Annotated in this window: 19 protein-coding genes and 1 tRNA gene; 13 read left to right on the forward strand and 7 right to left on the reverse strand. The window is 34.5% G+C overall.

Annotated features, from left to right (window positions below; translation table 11 throughout):
* Positions 1-70: 70 nt before the first annotated feature.
* The 8 genes from hisS (at position 71) to CQA62_RS02805 (ending at position 7,694) form a co-directional block, all read left to right on the forward strand.
* Positions 71-1,378 (forward strand): histidine--tRNA ligase, encoded by a 1,308-nt coding sequence (gene hisS / locus CQA62_RS02770; protein WP_164752734.1) that lies wholly within the window; start codon positions 71-73, stop codon positions 1,376-1,378.
* The gene (locus CQA62_RS02775) at positions 1,375-2,166 is read left to right on the forward strand and encodes an NYN domain-containing protein (protein ID WP_104724434.1); all 792 of its coding nucleotides are present in this window, start codon (positions 1,375-1,377) and stop codon (positions 2,164-2,166) included. Before hisS ends, CQA62_RS02775 begins: the two co-directional genes overlap by 4 nt.
* 110 nt (positions 2,167-2,276) lie before the next feature.
* On the forward strand, positions 2,277-3,581 hold the full coding sequence (locus CQA62_RS02780; protein WP_104724644.1) for a Na+/H+ antiporter family protein: 1,305 nt from the start codon (positions 2,277-2,279) through the stop codon (positions 3,579-3,581).
* Positions 3,582-3,584: 3 nt separating this feature from the next.
* Entirely contained in the window at positions 3,585-3,974 is a 390-nt protein-coding gene (locus CQA62_RS02785; RefSeq protein WP_104724432.1) for a winged helix-turn-helix domain-containing protein, read from the forward strand.
* A gap of 67 nt (positions 3,975-4,041) precedes the next feature.
* Entirely contained in the window at positions 4,042-5,283 is a 1,242-nt protein-coding gene (locus CQA62_RS02790; protein WP_104724430.1) for an efflux RND transporter periplasmic adaptor subunit, read from the forward strand.
* A complete protein-coding gene (locus CQA62_RS02795) occupies positions 5,280-5,960 on the forward strand; it encodes an ABC transporter ATP-binding protein (protein ID WP_104724428.1) in 681 nt (226 codons plus the stop codon). Before CQA62_RS02790 ends, CQA62_RS02795 begins: the two co-directional genes overlap by 4 nt.
* Positions 5,957-7,177 (forward strand): ABC transporter permease, encoded by a 1,221-nt coding sequence (locus tag CQA62_RS02800; protein WP_104724426.1) that lies wholly within the window; start codon positions 5,957-5,959, stop codon positions 7,175-7,177. Before CQA62_RS02795 ends, CQA62_RS02800 begins: the two co-directional genes overlap by 4 nt.
* Before the next feature lie 43 nt (positions 7,178-7,220).
* A complete protein-coding gene (locus CQA62_RS02805; RefSeq protein WP_104724424.1) occupies positions 7,221-7,694 on the forward strand; it encodes a DUF2147 domain-containing protein in 474 nt (157 codons plus the stop codon).
* 29 nt (positions 7,695-7,723) lie between these two features.
* Here CQA62_RS02805 and CQA62_RS02810 read toward each other — a convergent pair whose 3' ends face one another.
* Positions 7,724-8,218, reverse strand: coding sequence for a peptidylprolyl isomerase (locus tag CQA62_RS02810; RefSeq protein WP_104724422.1), 495 nt, complete (start codon positions 8,216-8,218; stop codon positions 7,724-7,726).
* 70 nt (positions 8,219-8,288) lie between these two features.
* Here CQA62_RS02810 and CQA62_RS02815 point away from each other — a divergent pair, with 70 nt between their 5' ends.
* Positions 8,289-9,272: a hypothetical protein gene (locus CQA62_RS02815; protein ID WP_104724420.1), complete on the forward strand. Its 984-nt coding sequence runs from the start codon at positions 8,289-8,291 to the stop codon at positions 9,270-9,272.
* A 4-nt stretch (positions 9,273-9,276) separates the two neighbouring features.
* Here the strand turns inward: CQA62_RS02815 and CQA62_RS02820 are convergent, their stop codons facing one another.
* The 5 genes from CQA62_RS02820 to gap are packed head-to-tail and all read right to left on the reverse strand — an operon-like array spanning position 9,277 to position 14,511.
* Positions 9,277-9,993 (reverse strand): TerC family protein, encoded by a 717-nt coding sequence (locus CQA62_RS02820; protein WP_104724418.1) that lies wholly within the window; start codon positions 9,991-9,993, stop codon positions 9,277-9,279.
* A gap of 39 nt (positions 9,994-10,032) precedes the next feature.
* A complete protein-coding gene (corA, locus tag CQA62_RS02825) occupies positions 10,033-10,980 on the reverse strand; it encodes a magnesium/cobalt transporter CorA (RefSeq protein ID WP_104724416.1) in 948 nt (315 codons plus the stop codon).
* 1 nt (position 10,981) lies between these two features.
* A complete protein-coding gene (locus CQA62_RS02830) occupies positions 10,982-12,196 on the reverse strand; it encodes a phosphoglycerate kinase (protein ID WP_104724414.1) in 1,215 nt (404 codons plus the stop codon).
* Positions 12,197-12,246: 50 nt separating this feature from the next.
* Positions 12,247-13,506: a glucose-6-phosphate isomerase gene (locus CQA62_RS02835; RefSeq protein WP_104724412.1), complete on the reverse strand. Its 1,260-nt coding sequence runs from the start codon at positions 13,504-13,506 to the stop codon at positions 12,247-12,249.
* A gap of 15 nt (positions 13,507-13,521) precedes the next feature.
* Positions 13,522-14,511, reverse strand: a complete 990-nt coding sequence (gap, locus tag CQA62_RS02840) for a type I glyceraldehyde-3-phosphate dehydrogenase (protein WP_104724410.1) — start codon at positions 14,509-14,511, stop codon at positions 13,522-13,524.
* Positions 14,512-14,720: 209 nt separating this feature from the next.
* On the opposite strand from gap, the gene CQA62_RS02845 reads away from it, so the two are divergent.
* On the forward strand, positions 14,721-15,005 hold the full coding sequence (locus CQA62_RS02845) for an HU family DNA-binding protein (protein WP_104724408.1): 285 nt from the start codon (positions 14,721-14,723) through the stop codon (positions 15,003-15,005).
* A gap of 27 nt (positions 15,006-15,032) precedes the next feature.
* A tRNA-Arg gene (locus CQA62_RS02850) sits at positions 15,033-15,109 on the forward strand.
* A gap of 1 nt (position 15,110) precedes the next feature.
* Here CQA62_RS02850 and tsaD read toward each other — a convergent pair.
* Positions 15,111-16,118, reverse strand: coding sequence for a tRNA (adenosine(37)-N6)-threonylcarbamoyltransferase complex transferase subunit TsaD (gene tsaD / locus CQA62_RS02855; protein ID WP_104724406.1), 1,008 nt, complete (start codon positions 16,116-16,118; stop codon positions 15,111-15,113).
* 54 nt (positions 16,119-16,172) lie between these two features.
* On the opposite strand from tsaD, the gene CQA62_RS02860 reads away from it, so the two are divergent.
* Positions 16,173-17,186 (forward strand): agmatine deiminase family protein, encoded by a 1,014-nt coding sequence (locus CQA62_RS02860; protein ID WP_104724404.1) that lies wholly within the window; start codon positions 16,173-16,175, stop codon positions 17,184-17,186.
* Between the two features lie 83 nt (positions 17,187-17,269).
* Positions 17,270-18,592 carry an NCS2 family permease gene (locus tag CQA62_RS02865; protein ID WP_211305524.1) on the forward strand — a complete coding sequence of 441 codons (1,323 nt, stop codon included), beginning with the start codon at positions 17,270-17,272 and terminating at the stop codon, positions 18,590-18,592.

Here is an 18,592-nt window from a genome sequence, read left to right on the forward strand (position 1 = left end):
TTGCGATAATTTTACCTCATAAAATTGGTATAAAAAATAAAACAATATTTTAAAGATTGGAGAGTTAATGTTGATTACCCCACGTACTTTGAGTGGTTTTAAAGATAAATTGCCTAAAGAGGCAATTGCTAAGAGTGATTTAATTAAAAAGATTATAGAAGTTTTTGATAGTTTTGGTTTTACACCCATTGAAACCCCACATTTAGAATATGCTGAAGTTTTACTTAAGCAAGGAAGTGATGAGATTCAAAAAGAACTCTATGCTTTTAAAGATCATGGAGGAAGAGAAGTTGCCTTAAGATTTGATCTTACCCTTCCTTTAGCACGTTTTATCTCTCAGCATAGGCATTCACTTCCTCTCCCTTTTAAACGTTATGCCATTGGTAATGTTTTTAGAGGAGAGAGGGCACAAAAAGGAAGATATAGGGAATTTACGCAATGTGATTTTGACTTTATTGGTTCTAATTCTATTGCAAGTGATGCAGAAATCATTGAAGTCATTGCAAGTATTTTGCAAAAACTTGAGGTAGGTAAATTTACCATTTCAATCAATCATAGAATGATACTTAATGGAATTTGTCAATTTTTGGGTATTGATGATGTTCATAATACTTTAAGGATTGTTGATAAGCTTGATAAAATTGGAGCAGAGGGTGTAAGTGTTGAATTAATGGAAAGTTTGGGATATTCAAAACAGAGCGTTGCTTCACTTCTTGAGCTTATCTCTCTCTCTCAAACTGGAAGCTCTGCTGATTTTTTGCGTGAAATTGCTTATCTTAAAGAAAAAAATGAGCTTCTTGCAAAAGGAATTTCAGACTTAGAGTCATTGTGTAAGATTTTAGATTATATTGGATTGGAGTGTTATAAGATTAACTTTTCCATTGCAAGAGGATTGGGATATTATACAGGGATTGTGTATGAAAGCACTCTTGATGATTTAAGCAGTATTGGAAGTGTATGCTCTGGGGGTAGATATGATAATCTCACACAAACCTTTTGCAAGGAAGCTATGAGCGGGGTAGGGGCAAGCGTAGGGTTGGATCGTTTGCTTAGTGCATTAGAAGAGCTAGGGCGACTTGAGGGAAAACAGACATATGCAGAGGTTTTGTGTGTGGCAATGGATGAGGAATATATACCCTACCTCCATAAAGTGGCTTCTATATTAAGGAATGAAAAAATCTCTACAGAAACTTATCCTGAAATTACAAAACTTAAGAAACCTTTTTCTTATGCGCATCAAAAAGGGCATGCATATGTATTAATTGTAGGTGAGGAGGAAATCAGAGAAAAGAAGGTTACCTTAAAAAATATGTCTAGTGGAGAGCAAGAGGGCTTAAGTATAAAAGATGCAATCAGAAAGATAAAGGCTCAACAATGATAGAACAAGGAGTAAGAAAGAAAATCGCTCTTTTTATTGATAGTGAAAATATAAGTTATAAACTGATTGAAAAAATCCTTAAAGAACTTAATGCAATGGGTGAAGTGTGTGTGAAAAAAGCTTATGGTGATTGGCGCAGAGATGCGATGAGGGGTTGGGATGAGATTTTAAATTGTCATTCCATTGAGCCTATTCATATCATTACGGGCAATAGCAATAAAAGCAATTCTAGTGATATTCGTCTTACTATCGATGTCATGCATACGCTTTATGAAGGAAAAATGGAGTGCATTGCTTTGGCAACAAGTGATAGTGATTTTGCTCCACTTGCACAAGAGATTCGTACAAAAGGGGTTGAATCTATTGGTTTTGGAGAGCAAAAAAGTCGTGATGATTTGCGAAATGCTTTTAGTCATTTTTATGAACTTTATCTCAACAAAGAAAAATCAAAAATGATACAAAATAAAGAAGCACAAAAGCCCTATAAAAACAAAGATATAGAGAATATAGAAATCTTAAAAAGAGCCATTATTGCAAATCTTAACAAAAGTGGTTGGGCCAGTCTTAGTCAAGTAGGGAGCTATTTAAAAAAAGAATACAGAATCACTCCAGCAGATTATAAACGGGCAACTTGGAGTAAGGTATTTACAATGTTTCCTGATGATTTTGCTCTTAAGAATGAAAATTCTTTTAGCTTCGTCTCTCTTAAAAAGTATTCTAAATCTACAAAACATCCAATTTCAGAGAAATACAAAAAGATTTGTAATTTTTTTGGTTTTAGTCATTAAAAATACAACTCTCTTTGAAGCAGTGAGTTTTAAACTAAAAAAGGCCAAAGCTTTTGCTAGAATAAAAGTATACTGATTTAAATTTAGAGTAATGGGAGAGAAAAATGAGCATTATTACAAACCCTGTAGTGGTTTCGATTCTTGTTATGTCTGCACTATGTTTGATGCGGTTTAATGTTTTGCTTGCCATTGCTTATAGTGCGCTTTTAGCAGGACTTATTTCAGGAATGCCTCTTTTAAAAACTATGGATATCTTTATTCATGGAATGAGTGGGAATTTAGAAACCGCATTAAGTTATATTTTACTTGGAGCCATTGCTTATGGAATTTCACAAAGTAATCTCACAAAAATTCTTATTCATTGGGTGGCAAAGTTTGTGGGCAGTAAAAAAATCCTTTTTTGTCTTTTTATTGCCTTAATTTCTTGTTTTTCACAAAATCTTATCCCCGTTCACATTGCTTTTATTCCCATTTTAATCCCTCCACTTTTGGCTTTAATGAATGAGTTAAAAATTGATCGAAGAGCAGTAGCGTGTGCAATTTCTTTTGGTCTTCAAGCACCTTATATTGCACTACCTGTTGGTTTTGGATTGATTTTTCAGAATATCATCAAAGATAATCTCACTCAAAATGGAGTGAGTGTGAGTCTTTCTGAAGTAACAGGAGTGATGTGGATGGGTGGAGTGGCAATGCTTATTGGGCTCCTCTTGGCTATTTTTGTATTTTATGTTCGACCAAGAAATTATGTGCAAACACGTTTAGAACAAAGAGGATTTGACACTTCAGAACTTACAATGAGAAAACAAGATTATGGAGTGCTTCTAGGTGCAATCGCTACTTTTGTGATTCAATTAATTACCTCTTCTTTGCCTCTAGGTGCTTTAGGAGGACTTTTAATTATGATTTTAAGTGGTGGAATTTCTTATAAAAAGATTGATAAAGTGATGGAGGGTGGAATGGCTATGATGGCATTTATTGCTTTTGTAATGCTTGTAGCCTCTGGTTTTGGTGCCATACTCAAAGAGAGTGGAAGTATTGAAATTCTTGCGAGCTCTGTTTCAGGGATGCTTGGAGGTTATGGAATTTCTGCTTTGATTATGCTTCTTGTGGGTTTATTTATTACTATGGGAATAGGAACTTCATTTGGAACAATCCCTATTATTGCTGCAGTTTTTTGCCCTCTTGCTCTCTCTCTTAACTTTTCAATCCCTTCTATTATTTTACTTGTAGGGATTGCTGGAGCATTGGGGGATAGTGGATCTCCTGCAAGTGACAGCACACTTGGACCAACTTCAGGGCTTAATGCTGATGGACAGCATAATCACATATGGGATACTTGTGTTCCAACTTTTTTGATGTATAACATTCCTTTGATCATTGTTGGGGTTATAGGGGTAATTCTTTTAAATGGATAAGTAATGAAGATACAAGCTCGTTTTTGGATTGATAAGGATTCAAAAAGTTATTTAGGGAGTGGAAGAATTACATTGCTTAAATTCATTCAAAGTGAGGGGTCAATCTCTGGAGCTGCTAAAAAAATGAGAATGAGTTATAAAGCTGCATGGGATAACCTTAATCAGATTAAGGATTTGGGTGGATCCCCTTTGATAGAGAGCAATAATGGAGGAGTTGGGGGAGGTGGAACTTCTTTGACACGCGAGGGAGAGAGAGCCATTGAGATTTTTGATCATCTTCAAAAGGTGGGGAGAGATTTTTTTGATTTTTTTGATGGCTGTGAAAATTTAGAAGAACTTGAAGAGAGATTGAAAAAAGCTCAGATTCTGATAGAAAATTTTAAAAAAGAGTAATTTTATATATATTTTACATTATTTAAATAACCTTACACTATGAAATTAAATGTTGTTAAGGAAAAAAATGGAAGATATTGCCTCAGTCATTAAGCCCAAGAAAAAGTTTTATAAAATCTTAAGTTATTTTTTAATTATATTGATAGGCTGCGGGAGTGGGGTATATTATTATTTTCAACCTAAAGAAAGTAGAATTGTTTATGATACAGTTGAACCCCAAAAGGGGGATATCTCTACAATTATTTCGGCCACAGGTACACTCAACCCTCTTAATGAAGTCCAAATTGGTTCTCAAGTTTCTGGAATCATTTCTCAAATTTATGTTGATACCAATGATCTAGTTAAAAGAGGGCAAGTTTTAGCCAAGATTGATGATCAAAAAATTCTGCAAGAATTAAGTCGTTTTGAGGCTCAACTTAAAAGTGCAAAAGCCCAATTAGCTTCACTCCAAGCTACGCTTAAAGATAAAAAATGGCAATATGAAAGACTGCAAAAACTTTATAAACAAAGCAAGGGTAAGTATCCTTCATTTGCTGATGTGCAAACTGCTCAAGTTGCCTATGAAATTGCACAATCAGATATTGAAAGTAAGAAGGGAAATATTGCAGAAATTGAAGCCAATATCAATGGAGTAAAAATTGATCTAAATAATACAATCATTACTTCTCCTATTGATGGAGTTGTGCTTACGCGTAGTATAGATGTAGGGCAAACTGTGGCTGCAAGTTTTTCGGCACCTGAACTTTTTAGAGTTGCACAAAACCTTGAAGAAATGAAGCTTGTTGTTCAAATTGCCGAAAGTGATGTGGGTAAGATCAGTCCAGATCAATCTTTAAGCTTTAATGTTGATGCTTATCCTCATCATAAGTTTTTTGCAAAGGTGGATAAGATTAATTATGGATCCACAACAACAGATAATATTGTGAGTTATGAGGTGACAATCAATGTTGCCAATAAAGATTTGCTTCTTCGACCAGGAATGAGTGCAACAGCAGATATTGTTGTAGCTAATCATAAAAATGTTCTTTTGCTTCCTGTTTCTGCACTTTATTTTTCTCCTAAAACTCTTGGGCATACACAGAGCAAAAAGAGTAGCTTCTTCTTCGCTCCTCCTATGAAGAGTCAAAAAAGTTTAAAACCTAACTCTCAAAAAATAGATACAGGGGGAGAAGATGAAATTTGGATCTTGCAGGGAGATCAACCTGTGAGTAAAAAGATTAAAGTAGGAATCACTGATGGTAAAAAAGTTGAAGTTGAAGGAATAGATGAAGTAAGCAGAGTGATTGTGGGTATGAGAGAAGAGCAATGAGTTTTATAAATCTACAGGGAATAAGAAAAACATATGGGAAGGGGGAGAATGCTTTTGAAGTTTTAAAGGGAGTAGATTTAGAGATTCATAAGGGTGATTTTATCTCCTTAATGGGTCCAAGCGGTTCAGGAAAATCTACACTCTCAAATATCCTAGGATGTCTAGATGAAGCGGATGGTGGGATTTATGATTTTTGTGGTGTGAATGTATGTGAATTGGATTTTAATCAGAAAGCAAGACTAAGAAGAAATTATTTTGGTTTTATTTTTCAAAGTTTTAATCTTTTGCCTAAAACAACTGCACTTGAGAATGTTGAACTTCCCTTGATTTATAAGGGTATGAAGAAAAAACAAAGAAGGGAGCTTGCATTCCAAGCTTTGGCAAAAGTGGGACTAGAGAGGTGGGCCAATCACACAAGTGCACAGCTTAGTGGAGGACAACAGCAACGGGTTGCAATTGCTAGGGCATTAGTCATTTCCCCACTTTTTCTTATCGCTGATGAGCCAACAGGAAATCTTGATACTCAAAGGAGTATTGAGATTATGGAGATTTTGCAAGGATTAAACCAGGAGGGTATTACGATTTTAATGGTGACACATGAGAGCAATATGGCAAGCTATGCTTCAAGGGAAATTCACTTTCTTGATGGAAAGATTCAAAAAGAGATAAAAAGATGATTTGGAATGCTTTTGCAATCGCATTTAGACAGATTTATAGGAATCTTTTGCGTTCTATTCTTACAATGCTTGGAATCATTATTGGTGTTGCCTCAGTTGTGAGTATGGTTAATTTTGGGAAAGCCACTACGCTTAATATCACTCAAAGCATCTCTTCTCTTGGGAGTAATCTTTTAATTATTAGACCCTCAAAATCTTTAGATTCACGAGGAGTGAGTGCAGGGAAAAAATTATTTTCTCTAAGAGAGGTTGATTTACTGTCTTCAAGAATCAGAGCATGGGTCTCTAGTCTATCCCCCGTTTCAGTTGCTGATGCAATTGTACAATATGAAGGGAAGAATCTCTTAAGCAGTATTTCTGGAGTGGGAGAAGAGTATTTTCAGACCACTAATTCTCAAGTTGCTCTTGGTCGTGAATTTTCTCATGATGATCAAGAAAATATTTCAAGGGTCTGCATTATTGGAAGTACAGTAAAAGACACGCTTTATCAAGAAAAAAATCCCCTAGGAAGTCAGTTAAAGATTGGAAATTTTATTTGCAGTGTTGTTGGTGTGCTTGAGACCAAGGGGCAGGGGGTAATGGGTCAAAGTCAAGATGAAATGATTTTAGTCCCTATTAAGACCTTTAACTCCCAAGTTAATTCCAATGCCTCTCTTAATAATATTAAATATATTTATATTTCACTCAAGGATGGAATTGATTCTGCTCAAGCAGTTAAGGAGATATTAAAGATTCTTAGAGAGATTAGAGGAGTTCAGGATGGAGGGAAGGATCCTTTTTCAATTATGGATACCAAGGAGATTTTAAAAACAATTAATTCCACTACCCAAATGATGACAATTTTTATCACAGCTATTGCTGGAATTTCTTTACTTGTAGGGGGAATTGGGATTATGAATATGATGCTGGTCTCTGTGACTGAACGAACAAAAGAGATTGGGATAAGAATTGCTATTGGTGCAACGGGAGGAGAAGTACTTTTGCAGTTCTTAATTGAATCTATAGTTCTTAGTTTTTTAGGTGGATTTTTGGGAATTCTACTTTCTATTGGAGTAAGTATTGGACTCACTAAATTCTTTAATATGCCTTTTGTATTTGATTTAAATATTGTTTTCTATGCACTTATTTTTTCTATTTTTATTGGAATTCTTTTTGGTTATCTTCCAGCAAGAAGGGCATCAAAACTCAATCCAATTGATGCTCTAAAGCATGAATAAAATTTAGATACAATTTATACTTTAATTTTATAAAGGAAGAAATATGAAGAAAATTTTTCTTGCTCTACTTTTAGGCTGTTTTGCTTTTGGAGAAGAGATCTGTGGATATTATATTTTGGAAAAAAATGATACAGGAAATCAAACAATTGTTGAGATTTTTCAAAAAGATAATCAATATTATGCCTATGGATTTGCCAATACTGATGGAAGTGTAAGTTATGATGAAAATAATCCTAATGAGAAACTTCGAGGAAGGCCTTTAAGAGGAGTTGTATTTTTATGGGGATTAACCAAAGAGGGAGATGAGTATGATGGAGGCAAAATCTATAATTATGCTAATGGAAAAACTTATAGTGCAAGTGCAAAACTTGAGGGAGATACACTTAAGGTAAGAGCAACAGTTTGGACTTTTGGTAAGACATTAATTTGGAAAAAATTAAGCGATGAGCAAGTGGAGCAATATTTGGGAAAAAAGCCAAATCTACAAGAAGTCATCAATACAATTCCTGAAAAATAATCCCCCCCCCCTTTTTTTTAAAAGGCATGTTATTGAGATAGAGTTTCTGAGACAATAATATCTTCAATGATGTCATTACCCTTAATCTTATCAAGAACTTTTAGACTTTCTTCATCAATGATTTGTCCAAATACAGTGTGTTCTCCATCTAAGTGGGGTAAAGAAGTAAAACAGATAAAAAACTGACTTCCCCCTGTATCCCTTCCTGCATGAGCCATGGAGAGTGTGCCTTTAATATGTTTGTGGGGATTATTTTGCACCTCGCACTTAATGCTGTATCCTGGTCCTCCGCAACCATTTCCAATTGGACATCCTCCTTGTGCGACAAAGTTTGGAATTACACGATGAAATGTTAAATTTTTATAAAATCCTTCTTTTGCCAAGGTCATAAAGTTGATGACATTTTGTGGAGCATCTTCACCAAAGAGTTCAAAATGCATTGCACCTTTATTGGTAATGATGGTTGCATATTTTGCTTTAGCAATTTCTTCAGGGGTAATTTCATAAATTTTTACTGCCATAATTTGTATATCCTTTTATTTAGAGTTTTGGATATTTTACCGATTTATTGAATAAAATTTTGAGTGAGTGAAAATGAAGAAAATTTGGTATGTATTATTTGCTGTTTTTTTGATGGGATCAGAAGATAAGATTGAGGAGAGTGTTCCAAAAACTATTCCTTTAACAAAAGAACAGAGAGCTTTGCTAGAGGAATCAAGTAAACAAAGCGATTCTATGAAGCCTAAACAAAAAAATATTAAGGGTTCAATACAACTTAAGCATTCTAAAAATTCTTCAAAGTCTAACAATACAAAAGAAATAAGGAGTGAGAATCCTTATGAGGGATATAATTTTTCACAAAAAAAACAAAAGCAAAATCATACAAGGCTTGTAGGAAATGAAGATTGGATTTATGGAACTGCAGTGATTACAACAACATTTTTAGATGGAGTGATTAAGAGAAGTTATGGAATTTTGCTTCATGATGGGTTATATTTAACTTCTGCAAATATGGTGTATAACAAAAATATATATCCACGTACAAGCTATGCCATGATGCAAGATGATAATATACCGCCTTTTATTTGTATTGCAAAACTTTCAGTTAAAGCACTTGATTTACAAAGAGGTTTAGCAGTGCTTGAAACTTTGGAATATACTGATGCATATTGCAATATTAGAGAAAAATCATTCTATCATGATCAAATTTATTCTAAAAACTGGATTGATGTTTTTGATCCAAGAGAGCTTGATGAGCAATATAGTGTGCTTTACTCTGCAACAATTAGCCCTATTAATTCTTTTCAAACAAAAATTACTCCACTGAAGGGAAAAATTGAAGATTTGGCTCGCGAGTCAACAAGTAGTTTTGAGGGCTATAAATATTCTTATGGTAAAGGGTATTACACAAAAGATGGACGACTTGTAGGGATTGTTGGGGCAAATATTGATGATGAGCCTCATATAGTTAAAACAAAAGAGATTGCAAATTTTTTATGTGAGCTAAAAGATAAAAAGATTTTAGAGAATCATTTTTTGCAAATCCTCTGCCCCCAAAAGGAGCTAGGAGAAAAATAAAAGATTAAGATTGTTTGCTTTTTTTGCGGATATAAATATTGAGTAGCTCTACTGCAAATGAGAAGCCCATTGCAAAATAGATATAAGCTTTTGGGATATGGATTTTAAAACCTTCTAGAATTAAAACAATCCCTACCATCAATAAAAATGCAAGTGCAAGGGTTTTAATCGTAGGATGTGTATCCACAAATTGAGCAATACCTCTTGAGGCAAACATCATAACACCAATGGCAATGATAATTGCAAGTATCATGATTTCAAGTTGTTGTGCCATTCCAACAGCAGTAATCACAGAATCAAGAGAGAAGACAATATCTAAAAATGCAATTTGAATGAGTATGGCAATCAATCCACCTTTAGACTTATTTTCTTCTTTTTGCTGATGAACTTCTGTTTGCTCATAAATTTCTTTTGTACTTTTATAAAGCAAAAAGATTCCCCCAATAATCAAGATTAAATCTCTCCCAGAAATTCCCATTTCTCCAATATAAAATAAAGGTTTTATAAGCTTCATAATCCAAAAAAGTGAAGCAAGCAAACCAATACGTGTAAGCATTGCCAAAGAGAGGCCAAAGAATCTTGCTCTATCTCTTTGATGAGCGGGGAGTTTATTGACAAGAATTGCAATAAAAATAATATTATCAATCCCTAAAACAATTTCTAGGGTAGTGAGTGTAACGAGGGTAACCCACGCTTCAGGTTGTAACAACCATTCAAACATTAAATACTCCTTTTAAAAAAAAGGTGTATTGTATCAAAATTATTGAAGCCAGCCTCTTTTCTTAAAATAGAGTATAGGTAAAAGTGTAGAAGCAATCATTAAGCCAATAGCAAGTGGATATCCAAAACTCCAATCAAGTTCAGGCATATACTTAAAGTTCATACCATAAATTGTGCCAATGAGTGTTGGAGGTGTCATGGCAACCGTAACAACAGTGAAAAGTTTAATGATTTTATTTTGTTCAATATTGATTTGATTTGTTAGAAGGCTTTGAATGTTGTCTAATGCATTCATACTTGTATTGGCAAATTCAATAAGTGAATTAATGTCTTTAAGAATAATTGTTAAAGTTTTTTTTACATCCGTATGAGGTTTAACACTTCTAAGCATAGCAGTAATTGCACGACGTTTGTCAAAAAGAGAATCCCGCACAGCCATATTAAACTCTTGAAGTCTTGAGAGATGCTGTAATACTTCGTGACTTACCTCATTATCTCCAAAGATCTTCTTTCTTAGGGCACGAGTAGAGCGAGCCACACCTTCAAGAATATCTGCATCTTTTTCAACTCTCACTTCAAAAATTTTACTGATGATGTCAAGACCACAGTTGAAGAGTTTTGGATTTGAGAGAAGAGTTTTTTGTACCTCATCAATTCCTCTAAATTCTCCATATCGGACAGTAAAGAGAATGTTGTCTTTGAGGATAAAGGTAATGGTTTGATTTGCAATACGTTTTTCTTCTTTAAATTGCATAAGAAAGTAAGTATTGATTGTAATGCTCCTATCATCTTCCCAATACCTTGCACTCTCTTCAATTTCTTCTCTTTCTTCTTGACTAGGAATATCAATATTATAGGTTTTACAAATATAAGAAATTTCATCGCCTGTTGGCTCAAGTAAATCTACCCAAAGAATATTTTTTTTTTCGGGATTTAAAATCTCTTCTTTACAAATCTTTTGTAAATTCTCTTTGAGAAAAACAAGCATATCATCCTCTTTTATCCAGCACTTCAAATGCAGGCAAAACTTTCCCCTCTAAAAGCTCAAGTGAAGCCCCACCACCTGTAGAAATAAAGCTCATATTATCTCTCTCTCCTGCCTTATCTACTGCATCTGCAGTATCTCCACCCCCGATAAGACTAAAAGCATAAGTATCAGCAATACTATGAGCTATACTGAAGGTCCCTCGTGAGAACTGTGAAATTTCATATACTCCTAATGGTCCATTCCAAATAATTGTTTGACTATCACGGATAACTTGATTGAATAGTTTTGTGCTTGCTGGTCCAATATCAACAGCCATAAAGTTTTCAGGAACATCTTGAACTGGAGAGATTTTAATTTCTTTTGGATCACTTAGAAATTGAGTGCTTACTACATCAACGGGAAGATAAACTTTTACACCTTTCTCTCTTGCGTGCTCAAGAATATTTTTTGCCTCATCAATCAAATTATTTTCTATAAGAGATTTTTGCATATTATGTCCAAGTGCTTGTAGGAATGTATTGCTCATTGCCCCACCAATAATAATCTTATCTACTAGTCCAAGAATATTATTCAGCAATGCAAGCTTTGAGCTTACCTTGCTTCCACCTACAATAAGTAAAACAGGTTTGAGTGGATTTGAAAAAGCTTTGGCAAAAGAATCAATTTCCTTTTTAAGAAGAAGTCCTGCAACCTTTTGTTGTGCATATTTTGCAATTCCATGAGTACTTGCATGCGCTCTATGGCTTGTCCCAAAAGCATCATTAACATATATATCGCAAAGACTAGAAAGCTCTTGTGCAAGAGAGCTTTCATTTTTCTCTTCACCCTCATAAAATCTAATATTTTCAAGTAAGATAATTGCATTATTTTTAAGTGTTGCTTGAATACTTTTTGCACTATCAATATCGTCTGCAAAAACAATATTTCTCCCTAGTAATCTCTCGAGTCTTTTGACAATGTGTTTAAGGGAAAGTCCAGAATTCTTACCATTTGGACGGCCAAGATGACTAACTAAAACAATACTTTTAGCTTGGTGATCAATACAGTAATTGATTGTAGGAAGTGCCTCTCTAATTCTTGTATCATCCGAGATATTGTATTCTTTATCCATAGGAACATTAAAATCTACTCGTATAAGCACACGCTTATTGCAAACATCAATATCTCGGATTGTTTGTACTTGTTGCATTAATTCGATACCAGCGACTTCTAACATCACATCCTCCAAATAATTAATATTGCTAATTGTAGCAAGATTTAAAGTAATTAAAACATCTCCTTAAGGCGAATCTTTCCAAATTCTACACCAGGTTGATCATAAGTATTAATATCTAAAATTCTTCCAACACAAGAGGTTAAAAGTTCAAAATAGAAGATCAAGATCCCAACACTTTCTTCACAAAGAATATCTACTTTTATTTCGTCAGTAGGAATTCCTTCATTTTGAATTGTTTGCATTGTTGCAATTTGCTGATAGTTTAAAAGCTTTGCAAAAGAAGTATTATTCACAAAATCTGTGCTTTCAAGATAGGGGATTGAGAGTTCAGGAATCTTAGGTTCAGAATAATTCTTGCGATTAAAGTTAAGAAAAGTTACAGTTTTATCCATCACCCCTTGTGTAATGAGTTGAAGGAAGGAGTGCTGATCAATACTCCCAATGAGTGCAATAGGGGTTAAACCTACCTTTTTTCCATAACTATCAATCTTGCCCAAACTTTCTGCCCAAAGCTGAACATACCATGCATTAAAATCTTTAAAAGAGCTAGAATAAGAAAATAAAACATTGATTGGGTAACGATCGCGGCTTTTGGCTAAAAAAATTGCTTTGCGTAGAATATGGTCTTCTTGACGATGCAAAAAATTCATCATAAATTTTTTTGCCCCCTCAAGCAAACCTTTAACATCATAACCTAAAATCATCAAAGGTAAAATTCCTACAGAACTGAGCACTGAAAATCTTCCTCCAACATTTGGAGCAATGCAAATATGGTCAATTTTAACACTTTGTGCCCATTTTTGTAAGGGAGAGTTTTCATCCGTAATTACAACTAGATGATGTTTATATTCTAAAAGCTTATAGTGAGCTAAAACATATTTCATTAAAGAGGAAGTCTCAATAGTTGTCCCAGATTTTGAAATGACTATAAAGAGGCTGTCTAAGACCTCTACACCTTGAAGAGCCTTATTAATCTCAATAGGATCTGTATGTTCTAAGAATTTAAGAGCAATATTTTTTCTACAAGGAAGATGACAAAGCATGGTATCAATGGCTTTAGTCCCTAATGAGCTTCCCCCCACACCAATGATAATAAGATTTTTGATTTTGGAGAGTAGGGAGTAATGAGATTGTATATAGGCTTGAGAATCCTTAATGCCCTTATCTTCAAAAGGGAGGTGATAATATCCACTATATGTCGCTACTTTTTCCTTGATGATCAGATCATAAAGACTATCAAGGGCACTTTGATTGGGATGTGGGCTAGATTTTGACCCAATAGTCTCAAAAAAATTCTTGAAAGTTACCATTACTCTATCTCTATTTTAGTGATTTAATGCATACACACTCATATCTACAAGTCTATGGCAATATCCCATTTCATTATCATACCAAGCAAGGACTTTGACATGTGTATCATTAAGAACAATAGTCTTATCAGGAATAAAGATTGAACTTGCACTTGAGCCAATAAAATCACTTGAGACTCTTTTTTCTTCATCAACCTCAATAATTCCTTTCATCTCCTGCAAAGAAACTTGTTGCATCAAATGATTAATCTCTTCAACTGAAGTTTTATTTTTGAGATTGAGGCTTACATCTACAAGACTAACATCAGGAGTGGGCACACGAATTGCAAAACCATTAAGTTTGCCTTGGAGATGGGGTAAGACAAGTCCAATTGCTTTAGCAGCACCTGTTTTTGTCGGGATCATATTTAATCCAGCAGCTCTGGCTCTACGGATATCTTTGTGCTTGACATCAAGGAGATTTTGATCATTGGTGTAGCTATGAATTGTGCTCATCAAACCATCAATAATCCCATATGCATCATCTAAAACTTTTATAAGCGGAGCAAGGCAATTTGTTGTGCAACTTGCATTTGAAATTACATTTTCTCCTTTATAATTTGTATGATTAACTCCATAAACAAAAGTAGGAGTTTGCTCAGCAGGAGCTGAAATGATCACTTTTTGAATACTGTCATGAAGATGAACACTTGATTTTGCAAGTGAATTAAATGCACCCGTACATTCAATCACTCCTCTAATTGCATATTTTTCAAACCCAATTTCTCTAGGATCTCTAGAGCTTAAAACTTTTATATTTTTAGAATTTCCCATTGCAATGGTATTTTCATCAATTTTTTGTACTTCAAAACTACGATGCACAGAATCGTATTTAAGTAAATGAATGAGTGTATCAATATCTGTTGTTGTGTTGATAGCTCCTAATTCTATATCTGTACGATTTGCGATAATTCTTGCACTGCAAAGTCCAATACGACCACTTCCATTGATTCCGACCCTAACCATAGAAGAACTCCTTACTTTGATTAATTGTTATTTTCTTAATAAATTTTAGATTCTATCTTATGCTTAGCAAAAAGTATAAAAAAGTATAAAAAAACAATAATGTATCCCTAAAAATCCCCTTATTTGCTTGATTATTTAATGAAAAACCTGTAGAATAGCCTAATCTTTGGCATTTACAAAGATGATTTTATTTCATATGGAGGTTTCTGATGAATAAATCAGAATTTATCGAGATTGTAAAAGAGAAGGGTGAGTTTGAAACTAAGAAAGATGCTGAGAAAGCAATCAACGCTTTTGTGGCTGGTGTTGAAGCTGCTTTGTCAAAAAAAGAGAGCATTGAGCTTGTTGGTTTTGGTAAATTTGAAGCAGTAATGCAAAAAGGAAAAGAAGGGAAAGTTCCTGGAAGCAATAAAACTTACAAAACTGCAGATAAGTTTGTTCCTAAATTTAAACCTGGAAAAGGTCTTAAAGATCTTGTAGCTAAAGCTAAGTAATCTTACACTCCCTTTTAGGGAGTCTTTGTCCTCATAGCTCAGCAGGATAGAGCATATGATTCCTAATCATAAGGTCGGGAGTTCGAATCTCTCTGGGGACACCACTTAAAATTCTCTACTCCTTGGTGAAATATCTAAATTTATAATATCAGCAAAATTCCCTTCTAAATACTGTTGAACTGCTGCCCTTCCAATCATTGCAGAATTATCTGAGCAAAACTCTAAGGGTGCAAGCAAGAGATTTATATTAAAAGATTGTGTGAGTTTTTTAATTTTTTCTCTTAAGAAGAGATTGGCACTTGCACCTCCAACAATAGCAAAATGAGAAATAGGTTCATTTTTTTCCCTTTTATTTAAAAAGTAGGATTTGCATTTTTGAACAATATGGGTGCATGCACTTTTTTGAAATGCATAAGCTAATGCATTTTTATTTAATGTCTCTGCTTGTTTTTGTATTTCAAGTCTCATAGCATTTTTTAATCCTGAGAAACTAAAGGCTAGGATTTTGTTTTGCAAAGGAATGGGAAGAGAATAGAGTTCTTGAGTACAGTGTGTGGCCAATTCTTGAATAATTGGTCCCCCTGGATAACCAAATCCTAGCATTTTAGAGGCCTTGTCAAAGCTTTCTCCAAAGCTATCATCTAAACTTTGTGCAATAATTTTTATTTCTTGAAGACTTGCCTCTAAAATCAGTGTGTGTCCCCCAGATACCAATAGAACACTTAAGGGGAAAACACTCTCTTTTTGATTGATAAAAAGAGAATAAATATGACCTTTGAGATGATTAATTGAAAGAAGTGGAAGAGAGAGTGAGAGAGCAAGAGTTTTTGCCATCATTAACCCTTCAATGAGTGTTACACTGAGTCCTGGCTCTGTTGTAACTGCAATTGCTTTAAGATCTGAAAAATCATTATTTAAGAATCTTTTGAGATTTTCAAGTATTTTTGGAAGTCTTTGTGCATGCAGTCTTGAAGCAATTTCTGGCACAATACCCCCATAAGTGCTATGTATTTCATCTTGAGAAATTTTTTGATGAAATAGAAGTTTGCAGTCCTCAATTTGTGTGAGTGCTAAAGAACTGTCATCGCAACTACTTTCAATACTGAGTATCATTTTGTACAATCCTTATTTGTTTTGTAAAATCATATAAAAATTTTGGAGAAAAGAATGAAAAGAATGCGTGCAGAGTGGGAGAAGCAACGAGCAATCTTATTTGCTTTTCCTCATGAGTGGAGTGATTGGCACCCTTATTTGCAAGATGCAAGAGTAAATTTTATTGCAATCATCAAAGAAGTTTTAAGATTTGAAGATGTGATTTTACTCCATCATCCCAAAGATGATGAGGGCAGGGAGATCATTTCTCAAACTTTTGTGCAAGAGATTAAAGAGGGAAGAATGAGGGTGTATGGGGTCAATTGCAATGATACTTGGGCAAGAGATTTTGGAGCAATTAATCTCATTGAGGATGCAAAAAACGTTTTACTTGATTTTGGTTTTAATGGATGGGGATTGAAGTTTGCAAGTCATTGGGATAATCAAATTAATTTTGCTCTTAAGAAGTTGGGAGAGTTTGGTGATGAATTAAGGGTTATGGATATGATTCTTGAGGGTGGAAGTATCGAGAGTGATGGAGGAGGTGTAATTCTTACAAATACACAATGTTTATTAGAAAAAAATCGTAACCCTCATTTAAATCAAGATCAAATTACATCTAAACTTAAGGAGTATTTGGGTGCAAAGAAAATCCTTTGGCTTAACCATGGGTATCTTGCAGGAGATGATACAGATAGCCATATTGATACACTTGCACGTTTTATTTCTCCCACCCAAATTGCTTATATTTCTTGTGATGATGTAACTGATGAGCATTATGCAGAGCTTAAGGCAATGGAAAATGAGTTAAAAAATTTAAGAGATCTTAAGGGTAATCCCTATGAGCTTATCAAACTTCCTTTTGTAGGCGCAATTTATGATGAAGGAGAGAGATTGCCTGCAACTTATGCAAATTTTTTATTTGTAAATCAGGCTTTACTTGTGCCAGTTTATGGAGATAAAAATGATCAACTTGCTCTTGAAGTCCTTAAAAAAGCTCTTCCACACCTTGAAGTCATTGGAATAAATTGTCAAACTTTAATCAGACAGCATGGAAGCTTACATTGTATAAGTATGCAAATTTATTGATAAAGTTATTTTTTTCTAGGGATTTGGGGGCTTTTTAGCTTACAATTCTTGCTTTATTTCTTTAATTTTAGGAGAAGCACAAAATGAATTTTTTGGATCGTTATTTTGGCGTAAGTCAAAGTGGTAGTAATTTTAAGACTGAAGCTTTTGCAGGGTTTACAACCTTTATTTCAATGCTTTATATTATCCCCGTTAGTGCTTCTATTCTTTCGGATTCAGGAATGCCAAAAGAGGCGCTCATTACTGCAGTAACTCTTGCTACAGTCATTGCAACTTGTTTGAGTGGTCTTTGGGCTAGAGTTCCTGTTGCAATGAGTGTGGGAATGGGATTAAATGTCTATTTTTCTTATGGAATGGTCAAGGGAATGGGACTAAGTTGTGAACAAGCTTTAGGTGTTGTTTTTCTCTCAGGAGTAGTATTTTTATTGATCTCTTTTACAAAGATTCGAACTTGGTTAATTAATAGCATTCCCTTGGGGCTTAGATTTGCTCTTGCGGGGGGTTTAGGTGCTTTTATTTGCACTATTGGGCTACGATCTTTGGGGATTATTACAATTTCTCCTATGGGTTTGCCCGAATTGGGTGGATTAAATAAGCCAGAAGTGTGGATTGGGCTTGTGGGCATTGGAGTGATTTTGGCATTGAGTGTGAGAAAAATTCATGCATCTTTTATTATAGGGATTGTTTTCTGCTCACTTCTAGCTTGGATTTTTGGAATCTCCAATACACCAAAAGAGTTTTTCTCAACCCCTGCCTCTATTGCTCCAATTGCTTTTAAAATGGATATTATGGGTGTGTTTACCCTTGCTTTAGTGCCAACAATTATTTCTTTGCTTGTACTTGATTTGTTTGATTCTTTGGGAACTCTTGCAGGTGTGGGTGCAAAAATTGGGCTTTTTCAAAATAAAGATGGAAAGGGTGATGAGACTTTGGAGAAAACTCTTAAAGTTGATGCAGCAGCGACTGTCATTGGTGCAAGTCTTGGTGTATCCACAACAACAAGTTTTTTAGAAAGTGCAAGTGGAGTGAGTGAGGGAGGGAGAACAGGATTAACCTCCGTATTTTGTGCATTTTTCTTTGCTTGTACACTTTTCCTGCTTCCCTTTTTTCTCTCTATCCCGAGTTTTGCAATTTATCCAACACTTATTGTTGTAGGAGCTATGATGTTTTTAGAGGTTAAACATATTGATTTTACTGATCTCCCCATAGGACTTGCATCATTTTTTGCCATTGTTCTTATGCCTTTGACATATTCTATTGCTAATGGTTTGGCTGGAGGATTTTTAGTCTATATTTTGACTTCTTTAGCTCTTAGACAATATTATAGAATTAATTGGGGTGTCATTTTACTTGGGGCACTCAGTATCATGCCCATTATTGTGCATGGTATATTTTTAAAAGGATAA

The sequence above is a fragment of the Helicobacter cholecystus genome, assembly GCF_003364215.1.
In the GTDB taxonomy this organism is placed as follows: Bacteria; Campylobacterota; Campylobacteria; order Campylobacterales; family Helicobacteraceae; genus Helicobacter_G; species Helicobacter_G cholecystus.

What these genes read in the sequence shown, in the direction of transcription:
- CQA62_RS02775 (WP_104724434.1), top strand. Translation starts at nt 1,375, where the DNA reads ATGATAGAACAAGGAGTAAGAAAGAAAATCGCTCTTTTTATTGATAGT.
- CQA62_RS02785 (WP_104724432.1), top strand. Translation starts at nt 3,585, where the DNA reads ATGAAGATACAAGCTCGTTTTTGGATTGATAAGGATTCAAAAAGTTAT.
- CQA62_RS02790 (WP_104724430.1), top strand. Translation starts at nt 4,042, where the DNA reads ATGGAAGATATTGCCTCAGTCATTAAGCCCAAGAAAAAGTTTTATAAA.
- CQA62_RS02795 (WP_104724428.1), top strand. Translation starts at nt 5,280, where the DNA reads ATGAGTTTTATAAATCTACAGGGAATAAGAAAAACATATGGGAAGGGG.
- CQA62_RS02800 (WP_104724426.1), top strand. Translation starts at nt 5,957, where the DNA reads ATGATTTGGAATGCTTTTGCAATCGCATTTAGACAGATTTATAGGAAT.
- CQA62_RS02805 (WP_104724424.1), top strand. Translation starts at nt 7,221, where the DNA reads ATGAAGAAAATTTTTCTTGCTCTACTTTTAGGCTGTTTTGCTTTTGGA.
- CQA62_RS02815 (WP_104724420.1), top strand. Translation starts at nt 8,289, where the DNA reads ATGAAGAAAATTTGGTATGTATTATTTGCTGTTTTTTTGATGGGATCA.
- CQA62_RS02820 (WP_104724418.1), bottom strand. Translation starts at nt 9,993, where the DNA reads ATGTTTGAATGGTTGTTACAACCTGAAGCGTGGGTTACCCTCGTTACA.
- corA (WP_104724416.1), bottom strand. Translation starts at nt 10,980, where the DNA reads ATGCTTGTTTTTCTCAAAGAGAATTTACAAAAGATTTGTAAAGAAGAG.
- CQA62_RS02830 (WP_104724414.1), bottom strand. Translation starts at nt 12,196, where the DNA reads ATGTTAGAAGTCGCTGGTATCGAATTAATGCAACAAGTACAAACAATC.
- CQA62_RS02835 (WP_104724412.1), bottom strand. Translation starts at nt 13,506, where the DNA reads ATGGTAACTTTCAAGAATTTTTTTGAGACTATTGGGTCAAAATCTAGC.
- gap (WP_104724410.1), bottom strand. Translation starts at nt 14,511, where the DNA reads ATGGTTAGGGTCGGAATCAATGGAAGTGGTCGTATTGGACTTTGCAGT.
- CQA62_RS02845 (WP_104724408.1), top strand. Translation starts at nt 14,721, where the DNA reads ATGAATAAATCAGAATTTATCGAGATTGTAAAAGAGAAGGGTGAGTTT.
- tsaD (WP_104724406.1), bottom strand. Translation starts at nt 16,118, where the DNA reads ATGATACTCAGTATTGAAAGTAGTTGCGATGACAGTTCTTTAGCACTC.
- CQA62_RS02860 (WP_104724404.1), top strand. Translation starts at nt 16,173, where the DNA reads ATGAAAAGAATGCGTGCAGAGTGGGAGAAGCAACGAGCAATCTTATTT.
- CQA62_RS02865 (WP_211305524.1), top strand. Translation starts at nt 17,270, where the DNA reads ATGAATTTTTTGGATCGTTATTTTGGCGTAAGTCAAAGTGGTAGTAAT.